This is a genomic window from Pseudomonas sp. HMSC08G10, assembly GCF_001808425.1.
Taxonomy (GTDB): domain Bacteria; phylum Pseudomonadota; class Gammaproteobacteria; order Pseudomonadales; family Pseudomonadaceae; genus Aquipseudomonas; species Aquipseudomonas guariconensis.
This window is the reverse complement of sequence record NZ_KV793329.1, coordinates 71,117-80,432: the sequence shown is the minus strand read 5'-3', so window position 1 is coordinate 80,432 and position 9,316 is coordinate 71,117. Positions and strand designations below refer to the sequence as shown.

General features: G+C 63.7%; 7 protein-coding genes and 1 pseudogene. 3 read left to right on the top strand and 5 right to left on the bottom strand.

Annotation, left to right across the window (positions count from 1 at the left end; all coding sequences use genetic code 11):
• Positions 1–116 precede the first annotated feature (116 nt).
• The 4 genes from HMPREF3173_RS19970 to HMPREF3173_RS19955 all read right to left on the bottom strand — a co-directional run bounded on the left by HMPREF3173_RS19970 (position 117) and on the right by HMPREF3173_RS19955 (position 6,634).
• Positions 117–1,538 carry an efflux transporter outer membrane subunit gene (locus HMPREF3173_RS19970; RefSeq protein ID WP_043214070.1) on the bottom strand — a complete coding sequence of 474 codons (1,422 nt, stop codon included), beginning with the start codon at positions 1,536–1,538 and terminating at the stop codon, positions 117–119.
• The gene (locus HMPREF3173_RS19965) at positions 1,535–4,714 is read right to left on the bottom strand and encodes an efflux RND transporter permease subunit (protein ID WP_043214068.1); all 3,180 of its coding nucleotides are present in this window, start codon (positions 4,712–4,714) and stop codon (positions 1,535–1,537) included. Before HMPREF3173_RS19965 ends, HMPREF3173_RS19970 begins: the two co-directional genes overlap by 4 nt.
• Before the next feature lie 12 nt (positions 4,715–4,726).
• Positions 4,727–5,971, bottom strand: coding sequence for a multidrug efflux RND transporter periplasmic adaptor subunit MexE (gene mexE, locus HMPREF3173_RS19960; RefSeq protein ID WP_043214066.1), 1,245 nt, complete (start codon positions 5,969–5,971; stop codon positions 4,727–4,729).
• A gap of 180 nt (positions 5,972–6,151) precedes the next feature.
• On the bottom strand, positions 6,152–6,634 hold the full coding sequence (locus HMPREF3173_RS19955; RefSeq protein WP_070575967.1) for a GNAT family N-acetyltransferase: 483 nt from the start codon (positions 6,632–6,634) through the stop codon (positions 6,152–6,154).
• A 145-nt stretch (positions 6,635–6,779) separates the two neighbouring features.
• Between HMPREF3173_RS19955 and HMPREF3173_RS19950 the strand changes: the two genes are divergently transcribed.
• The 3 genes and pseudogenes from HMPREF3173_RS19950 to HMPREF3173_RS24460 all read left to right on the top strand — a co-directional run.
• Positions 6,780–7,400: a LysE family translocator gene (locus HMPREF3173_RS19950; protein ID WP_070575964.1), complete on the top strand. Its 621-nt coding sequence runs from the start codon at positions 6,780–6,782 to the stop codon at positions 7,398–7,400.
• Between the two features lie 21 nt (positions 7,401–7,421).
• Positions 7,422–8,297: an alpha/beta fold hydrolase gene (locus HMPREF3173_RS19945; protein ID WP_070575960.1), complete on the top strand. Its 876-nt coding sequence runs from the start codon at positions 7,422–7,424 to the stop codon at positions 8,295–8,297.
• Positions 8,298–8,323: 26 nt separating this feature from the next.
• A pseudogene (locus HMPREF3173_RS24460) lies at positions 8,324–8,449 on the top strand (AraC family transcriptional regulator); the annotation flags it as partial.
• 11 nt (positions 8,450–8,460) lie between these two features.
• On the opposite strand, the gene HMPREF3173_RS19940 reads toward HMPREF3173_RS24460, so the two are convergent.
• Complete coding sequence (locus HMPREF3173_RS19940; protein WP_043214056.1) at positions 8,461–9,159, bottom strand: pirin family protein; 699 nt, start codon at positions 9,157–9,159, stop codon at positions 8,461–8,463.
• Positions 9,160–9,316: the final 157 nt, after the last annotated feature.

The window sequence follows — 9,316 nt, the reverse complement described above, 5'->3', positions numbered from 1 at the left end:
GAAAGCCCAAGCCCAAGCCCAAGCCCAAGCCCCCCCAAAAAAAAGCCCCGCAAACCCAAAGGCCAGCAGGGCAAACGGTTGGGGGAGGATCCAACCAAAGGAGTCCTAGAAAAACCTCAGCGAACGCTGGCCACCGCCTGCCCCTCAGGCTGCCACCCGCCCCCCAGAGCCTTGTAGATCGCCACAATGCCCCGATAAAGCTCAACCTCACCCTGCGCCTGCGCATCCTCGGCACTGAGCCGCTCCCGCTCCGCATCGAGCAGCACCAGATAATCGACAGTCCCTTCCCGATACCGCACCGACGCCAAGTCAGCCGCCTTGCGACTCGCATCGCTTTGACGAATCAACGCCAGCAGCCGTTGCTGACGCTTGCCGTAATCACTGAAAGCATTGGCCGATTCTTCCAAGGCCAGCAGCACCTGCTGTTCATAGTTGGCCAACGCCCCTTCGGCATCAGCCTTGGCGCCGCGCAGGCGGGCCCGCACGCTGCCCAGGTCGAACGCCGCCCAGGTAATGCTCGGCCCCAAGGCCCAGGCATTGGCCGCCGACGAGCCGATCTGCGACCCACGCGCCGCGGTAAAGCCCAAAAATCCACTGAGGCTCACCCGCGGGAACAGGTCCGCGGTGGCCACACCAACGTTGGCCGTGGCCGCTGCCAGCTGGCGTTCGGCACTGCGGATGTCCGGGCGGCGGCGCAGCAGTTCGCCGGGGTCACCCACCGGCAAGGCCTTGGCAATCGCCGGCAAGGCTTTGGGCGAGAGGTCCACGCTCAGCGCATCCGGACGCTGGCCAAGCAGGGTGGCGATGCGGTTGCGGGCGCGCACTTGTTCGGCCTGCAACTGCGGCACGGTCGCTTCCACCGCGGCCAGGCGGGCATCGGCGCGAACCACGTCCAGGTCATTGCCGACCCCGGCATCGCGCAGGGTCTCGGTGATGCTGCGCGACTCCTGCTGGGTCTTGAGGTTGGCCAAGGCGATCTTCTCGCGCAGTTGGGCGCCGCGCAGTTGGCCATAGGCGTCCACCAGTTCTGCGATGAGGCTGACCTGCAACTGCTGCAGGTCGGCCGCAGCAGCTTCCTCCTGCGCTTCGCTGGCCTCGATTTGCCGCTGGATGCGGCCGAACAGGTCCAGCTCCCAGGCCATGTCCAGGCCCAGGTCATAGCGCTCACTGTTGACCCGTTGCTCGGTCTGGCCAGGGATCTGGCCTTTGCCGATGTCGCTGCTGACGCGGCTGGTCACCACCGGCAGTTGGTCGTTCTCGGCGTCCTCGCGAATCGAGCGCGCTGACTTGAGCCTGGCGAAAGCCACGCGCAGGTCACGGTTGCCTTCCAGCGATGCCTGTACCAGTTGGTTGAGCACCGGGTCGTCGAACTGCTTCCACCAGATGCTCTCGAAGCGGCTGCGGTCCAACGCCTTGGTCGGCAGTTCGGCGTCCAGGTGCGCAGGCTCGGTCGCCGGCGCCTGGTAGTCCGGGCCCACCGCGCAGGCCGCCAGGGCCAATGCCAGCAGGCTCGGGGTCAGGGGTTTGAGCAGGTTCATGCATGGCTCTCCAGCGAGTGGGCGCGCTCGGCCTTGCGGGCCTGGCGACGTTCGACGAAACGGCGGATCAGGAAGAAGAACACCGGCGTCAGGAACAGACCGAACACGGTCACGCCAATCATCCCCGAGAACACCGCTACACCCATGGCATGGCGCATTTCAGCGCCGGCACCGGAGGAGAACACCAGCGGCACCACACCCATGATGAAGGCGATTGAGGTCATCAGGATCGGGCGCAGACGCAGGCGGCAAGCCTCCAGCACCGCAGCCAGCGGGTCCAGGCCTTCGGCCTGCTTGTCCTTGGCGAACTCGACGATGAGGATGGCGTTCTTGCACGCCAGGCCCACCAGCACGATCAAGCCGATCTGGGTGAAGATGTTGTTGTCACCCCCCGAGATGATCACGCCGGTAATGGCCGACAGCAGGGTCATCGGCACGATCAGGATCACCGCCAACGGCAGGCTCCAGCTCTCGTACTGGGCGGCCAGCACCAAGAAGGCCAGCAATACGCAGAGTGGGAAGACGAACAGCGCGGTGTTGCCCGCCAGGATCTGCTGGTAGGTCAGGTCGGTCCATTCGAAGGTCATGCCGTTGGGCAGTTCTTCCTTGAGCAGTTTCTCCATGGCGGCCTCGGCCTGGCCAGAGCTATAGCCGGGCGCGGCACCGCCGTTGATCTCGGCGGTGATGAAGCCGTTGTAGTGCATCACCCTGTCAGGTCCCGAGGTATCGCTGACCTTGAGGAAGGTCGCCAGCGGAATCATCTCGCCCAGGTTGTTGCGCACCTTCAGCTGGCCGATCTGTTCGGCGTCGAGTCGGAACTGCTGTTCGGCCTGGACGTTGACCTGGTAGGTGCGGCCAAAGCGGTTGAAGTCGTTGGTGTACAGCGAGCCCAGGTAGATCTGCAGCGTCTCGAAGATGTCGTTGATCGCCACGCCATGGGTCTTGGCCTTCTCGCGGTCGATGGCGGCATCGACCTGAGGCACGTTGACCTGATAGCTGGTGAACAGGCCTGCCAGTTCCGGCACGTTATGGCTCTTGGCGATGATGTTCTGGGTTTCCTTGTACAGCGCTTCGTAACCCAGGTTGCCACGGTCCTCGATCTGCAGGCGGAAGCCACCGATGGTGCCCAGGCCCTGCACGGGCGGCGGCGGGAAGATCGCGATGTAGGCGTCTTGGATGTCAGCGAACTTGGCGTTCAGCGCCGCCGCGATGGCTGCCGCCGACTGGCTTGGGTCCTTGCGCTCGTCGAAGGGTTTGAGCGGGGTGAACACGATGCCGCTGTTGGGGCTGTTGGTAAAGCCGTTGATCGAGAGGCCTGGGAAGGCCACCGAGTCGGCTACGCCTGGTTGCTCCAGGGCGATCTCGCTCATCTTCTTGATCACCGCCTCGGTGCGGTCGAGGCTGGCGGCGTCCGGCAGCTGGGCGAAGGCCACCAGGTACTGCTTGTCCTGGGCCGGGACGAAACCGGTCGGGGTGGACGAGAAGCCCAGGTAGGTAAGGCCCATCAAGCCTGCATAGACGAACAGGGCGATACCGCTGGAGCGGATGACCCGACGCACACCGCCGACATAGCGATGGCTGGCGCGGTCGAAGAAGCGGTTGAACGGGGCGAACAGCCAGCTGCCCAGCAGTTTTTCAAGGAACCGCGAGAAGCGGTCCTTGGGCGCGTGGTGGTCCTTGAGCAGCACCGCGGCCAAGGCCGGCGACAGGGTCAGCGAGTTGAACGCCGAAATCACGGTCGAAATGGCGATGGTCAGGGCGAACTGCTTGTAGAACTGCCCGGTAAGGCCGGAGATGAACGCGGCCGGCACGAACACGGCGCACAGCACCAGCGCGGTGGCGATGATCGGCCCGGTCACTTCGCTCATGGCCTTTTGCGTCGCCTCCATGGGTTTGAGGCCCAGGCCGATGTTGCGCTCGACGTTCTCCACCACGACGATGGCATCGTCCACCACGATCCCGATGGCCAGCACCAGGCCAAACAGCGACAGCGCGTTGAGCGAGAAGCCGAACAGGTGCATCACCGCGAAGGTGCCGATCAGCGATACCGGCACGGCCATCAGCGGGATGATCGAGGCGCGCCAGGTCTGCAGGAACAGGATCACCACCAGCACCACCAACACCAGGGCCTCGAACAAGGTGTGCACCACGGCCTCGATGGAGCCGCGGACGAACACGGTCGGGTCATAGACGATGCTGTAGTCCATTCCCTCGGGGAAGTCCTTCTTCAGCTCGGCCATCTTGGCGCGAACTTCGTCCGAGATTTCGATGGCATTGGACCCTGGGCGCTGGAAGATCGGGATCGCCACCGCCGGCTGGTTGTTCAGCAGCGAGCGCAAAGCGTACTGGCTGGAGCCCAGCTCTACCCGGGCGATGTCCTTCAGGCGCGTGATCTCGCCGTTCTCGCCGGCGCGGATGATGATGTTCTCGAACTCTTCCTCGTTGACCAGGCGGCCTTGGGTATTGATCGACAACTGGAAGCTGGTCGCGCCAGGGGCGGGCGGGGCGCCCAGCTGGCCGGCGGCGACCTGGCGGTTCTGTTCGCGGATGGCCGCCACCACGTCGCTGGCGGTCAGGTTGCGCGAGGCGGTCTTGTTCGGATCGAGCCAGACCCGCAGGGAATAGTCGCCCATGCCGAACAATTGCACGTCACCCACGCCACCCAGGCGCGCCAGCTCATCCTTGATGTTGAGGATGGCGTAGTTGGACAGGTACAGCATGTCGTAGCGGTTGTCCGGCGAGGTCAGGTGCACGACCATGGTCAGGTCGGGCGAGGCCTTGTCGACCGTGATACCGATGCGCGTCACTTCTTCGGGCAGCTTCGGCTGGGTCCGGGTGACCCGGTTCTGCACCTGCACCTGGGCGTTGTCCAAGTCGGTGCCCAGGGCGAAGGTGATGGTCAGAGTCAGCTTGCCGTCGGCGGTGGACTGCGAGGACATGTACAGCATGTTCTCGACGCCCGTGATCGCCTGCTCCAGCGGTGCGGCGACGGTTTCGCCGATCACTTTGGGGTTGGCGCCGGGGAAGTTGGCGCGCACCACCACGGTAGGCGGCACCACTTCGGGATATTCGCTGATCGGCAGCTTGAACAGCGCGATGGAGCCTGCAATCAGCAGCACCAGCGAAAGCACGGCGGCGAAAATCGGCCGGGTGATGAAGAATTTCGAAAAGTTCATCGGTGGGGTCCCTTAACCGCGCGGTGCCTGGGCACTGGCGACGTTTTCACGGGCGCCGGCAACGGCCGGTGCTGCCTTGTTGCTGGCTTCCAGGGCCTGGCGCTGGCGGGCCAGGGTGGCGAGGGTCTCTTCGCTGGCCATCGGCGTTTCCTGTGGCGTGACCGGTGAGCCGGGGCGCACGCGCTGCAGGCCCTTGACCACGATGCGGTCATCCTTGCTCAGGCCGCTGCGCACGATGCGCAGGCCTTCGAGCTTGGGCCCAAGTTCCACAGCGCGGTAGGCGGCCTTGTTGTCCTTGTCCATGACCAGTACGAACTTCTTGCCAAGGTCAGTGCCCACGGCCTCGTCGTTGATCAGCACGGCGTCGTACTTGGCGCTGCCGACCAGCTTCAGGCGGGCATACAGGCCGGGGGTGAACCGGCCGTCGCGGTTGTCGAACACGGCGCGGCCACGGATGGTGCCGGTGCGCGGGTTGACCTGGTTGTCGACGAAATTCATCTGGCCCAGGTGCGGATTGCCGGTCTCGTTGGTCAGGCCCAGGTATACCGGGGTGCTCTGGCCGCGTTGACCGTCGCGGGCCAGCTGGGTGTACTTGAGGTAGACGCGCTCATCGGCGTCGAAGTAGGCGTAGACCTTGTCGGTGGAAACCACCGAGGTGAGTGGCGTAACGTCTGCAGTGACGATGTTGCCGGCGGTGAACTGGGCGCGGCTGACACGGCCGCTGATCGGCGCAGTCACTCGGGTGAAGCTCAGGTTCAGGCGGGCCAGGTCCAGTTGCGCCTGGATCGCCGCGACGCCGGCGCGGGCCTCGGCGGCGGCGCTGCTGCGCGATTCGGCCAGCTCTGCGGAAATCGCGTTGCTGTCACGCAGGCGTTCACCACGACGGGCTTCGTTCTCGCTGCGCAGCGCCGTGGCGCGGGCTTGTTGCAGTTGCGCCTCCAGCCGGCGTACCTCGGCCTGGAACGGACGCGGGTCGATCTGGAACAGCAGGTCGCCTTTTTGTACTTGGGCGCCTTCGGTGAAGGCCACCAGGTCGATCTGGCCGGAGACCCGCGGGCGCACCTCTACGGTTTCCGGCGCTTCCAGGCGACCGGTGAACTCGTCCCATTCGTTGATCGGCTGCTCGATCACCTTGGCCACGCTGACCTTGGGCGCGGCAGGAGCCTGTACAGCCTCCGGAGTACGACCGCACGCGGCGATCACCAGCACTGCCAGGGCAGCGAGGGGAAAGCGCAGGGGTTTGAGTGATTGTTCCATGGAGAACTCCGCCAATGATTGGATAGTGGGCGGATTCTGCGAGTCTTGCGCGCGGGGAACGAATCGAACGGCGCGAAGGTTATTATCAAGCGGAATGATATGTGGCCATGCATCATCGATCAGGACACATGGACGCCAGGCGTCCCGGACGGGCAAGGGCCGGGACGCGGACCCGGGGCCTCAGGCCTGCGCAGCAAATTGCGCCAACCGCTCCCCATCGAGCCGGTAACGCACCCACTCATCCTGAGGCTCGGCGCCGAGGGACTTGTAGAAACCGATGGCTGGCTCGTTCCAGTCCAGCACGCTCCACTCCATACGCCCGCAGCCTTTGGCCACGGCTTCGCGGGCAATGTGCCGCAAAACTTGCCGCCCGGCGCCGTCGCCGCGTTGTTCGGGCGTGATGTACAGGTCTTCCAGGTAGATGCCGTTGCGTCCAAGCCAGGTGGAGTAACTGTAGAAGTACACGGCAAAGCCAATGGCCACACCGTCGCGCTCACAGATCAGGCTGTGGACGGTACTGCCTTCATCGAACAGGCTGTGTTCGATGTCGGCAACGGTGGCCACCACTTCATGGCGCGCGCGTTCGTATTCGGCAAGCTCAGTGATGAAGGCGAGGATTTGCGCAGCATCGGTACGCAGGGCAGGGCGAATGGTCAAGCTCATGTGCAGACGTCCTTGAGGGGGCAGGGCAGGTCGTTTGAAGCCGATACAGTCATGTGTATCGGTGCAATTTGTTGCAACTGTACGGGTTGCGCAGAAAGGCGCTCGGCTAGTGTGACAACACAACAACCCTTTGTGGAAGCCTGCCATGCTTGGATCAGCCGATCTGCTCACCGCCTTCGTGCTCTTCGCCTTCGTTTCATCGATCACCCCAGGGCCGAACAACACCATGCTGCTGGCTTCGGGGGTGAACTTCGGTGTGCGCCGGTCGATTCCTCATGCCCTGGGTATCAGCATTGGCTTCATGGTGATGGTGCTGGGTGTGGGCTTCGGCCTGGGCCAGTTGTTCACTGCATGGCCGCCGCTGTACAGCATCCTGCGCTACACGGGCGCCGTGTATCTGCTGTACCTGGCCTGGAAGATCGCCACCTCCGGGCCGATCTCCGGCGATGCCGCACACACACGCAAGCCTCTGGGCTTCTGGGGGGCGGCGGCGTTCCAGTGGGTCAACCCCAAGGCCTGGGTGATGGCGGTGGGAGCGATCACCACCTATACGCCGGCCCAGGGCTATGTGCTCAACGTAATCGTCATCGCAGCCTTGTTCGCATTGGTCAATTTGCCCAGTGTAGGGATCTGGGTGATGTTTGGCAGTGCCTTGCGCAACTTCCTGCAGAACCCGCGCTGGCTGATGCTGTTCAATGTCCTGATGGCCTTGCTGCTGGTGATTTCGCTGTACCCGCTGCTGTTTGTAGAATCGGCGTTTTCCTGAACCGATGAGTACACAAGGCCGATGCAGTTGATTCCCTGGTCCCACGAAAGCTCCGAAGGTTTCACCTTGCGTGGCTGGCGCTCGCCAGCCAGCGGGCGGCCCTTGTTGCACTTCTTGCACGGCAACGGTTTTTGCTGCCTGGCCTACCAGCCCTTGCTGATGCACTTGGGTGAACACTTCGATCTGTGGCTGAGTGATGTTCAGGGGCATGGCGACAGTGACCACGGCGGGGTGTTTCGTGGGTGGAATCGCAGCGCGGCGCTGGCGGTGGAAGCCTTCGATGCTGGACGCGGCGAATACGGCGACGTGCCCCGCTTCGCGGTCGGGCACAGTTTTGGCGGGGTGCTGACTGGCCTGATTCTGGCCACTGAGCCGCGGCTGTTCGAGCGCGCCGTGCTGCTGGACCCGGTGCTGTTCAGCCGTCGCATGATCGGCGTGATGGGCGCCGCCGCGCTGGTCGGGCTGCACCGTCGTCATGCCCTTGCACGCAAGGCTGCGACCCGCCGCAGCCACTGGCCGGATCGGGAGGCGGCGTTGGCCTCGCTGCAAGGGCGTGGCATTTTCAAAGGCTGGACCGATGCCGCGTTGCACGCCTATGTGGAGCATGCCATCGGTGAGTGCGGTGAGGGTGTCGTGCTCAAGTGCCGGCCCAGCCGCGAGGTCGAGATCTTCAGTTCGTTTCCCGAGCGGATGTGGACCCATCTGGCGCGGATCCAGACCCCCACCCGTATCCTTTACGGCGAACATACCTATCCCTTCGTACCCCACTCGGTGCAGCGGCTGGCCGCATTGAACCATCAGGTGAGTGTCCAGCAGGTGGCCGGAGGGCACTGCTTCATGCAGGAAGACCCGGCAGCGGCGGCCGAGCAGGTCATGAGTTTCCTACAAACCCGCTGAGCCCTTCGACAGTCGTTCCGCTTTGAGCGGAACATCTGATTTTAATCGCATGCGGTGAGCTCGCGCCGGACGTGGGCCATGAAAGCCCCAGCGCGTTCAGCGCACTGTTTCGCCGAACGCTTGGGGTTTCACCGTCAGCCTACTTCGGGCGTGAAGGCGGGAGTCAGGCCACATCCACCAGGACGATTTCGCTGTCCTCGATCGCAATGACCCGCAGCACGTCTTCCTGCTCGATGGCCACGCCATCACGCGCCTTGGCCCTGAGCCCATTGACCTCGACCAATCCCTTGGCTGGCACCAGGTAGCCCCGGCGGCCGGCGTCGAAGCGGTACTCGGCGGTTTCACCGGCACGCAAGGTGGCGGCCACCAGGCGAGCGTCGGTGCGGATGTGCAGGCTGTCTTCATCGCCGTCCCGACCACTGGCCAGGGTCACGAAACCTTCGCCGCGCTCGCCTTTGGGGAAGGGCCGGGTACCCCAGGAAGGCGCTTCGCCGACGCGCTCAGGCATGATCCAGATCTGGAAGATCCGGGTGTCGACCTTTTCCAGGTTGTACTCGCTGTGCACGATCCCGGTGCCTGCACTCATCACCTGAACGTCCCCCGCCTCGGTGCGGCCTTTGTTGCCCAGGCTGTCCTGGTGGGTGATGGCGCCTTCACGTACATAGGTGATGATTTCCATGTCGCGGTGCGGGTGGGGCGGGAAGCCGCTGCCCGCGGCGATCAAGTCATCGTTCCAGACCCGCAGGTTGCCCCAGCTCATGCGCGCTGGGTCGTAGTACTCGGCGAACGAGAAATGATGATGGGCATCGAGCCAGCCGTGGTTGGCGTGGCCGAGGCTTTCGAACGGGCGCAGTTGCAGCATGGTCGTGCTCCTTGAATGGGTGGAATGGCGCCATGATGCGCCAAATAAAGATCGAAAATAAGCGTAAATATCGGCTTGGTTTTATCTATTTATTAGATTCTTTTGTGTGCGCAAATACATGCGATTCATCGCCTAATGCCCTGATCTGAAAGCATTC

Coding starts and splice junctions, on each gene's coding strand:
- HMPREF3173_RS19950 (WP_070575964.1), top strand. CDS start 6,780: ATGCTTGGATCAGCCGATCTGCTCACCGCCTTCGTGCTCTTCGCCTTC.
- HMPREF3173_RS19970 (WP_043214070.1), bottom strand. CDS start 1,538: ATGAACCTGCTCAAACCCCTGACCCCGAGCCTGCTGGCATTGGCCCTG.
- HMPREF3173_RS19955 (WP_070575967.1), bottom strand. CDS start 6,634: ATGAGCTTGACCATTCGCCCTGCCCTGCGTACCGATGCTGCGCAAATC.
- HMPREF3173_RS19940 (WP_043214056.1), bottom strand. CDS start 9,159: ATGCTGCAACTGCGCCCGTTCGAAAGCCTCGGCCACGCCAACCACGGC.
- HMPREF3173_RS19945 (WP_070575960.1), top strand. CDS start 7,422: ATGCAGTTGATTCCCTGGTCCCACGAAAGCTCCGAAGGTTTCACCTTG.
- mexE (WP_043214066.1), bottom strand. CDS start 5,971: ATGGAACAATCACTCAAACCCCTGCGCTTTCCCCTCGCTGCCCTGGCA.
- HMPREF3173_RS19965 (WP_043214068.1), bottom strand. CDS start 4,714: ATGAACTTTTCGAAATTCTTCATCACCCGGCCGATTTTCGCCGCCGTG.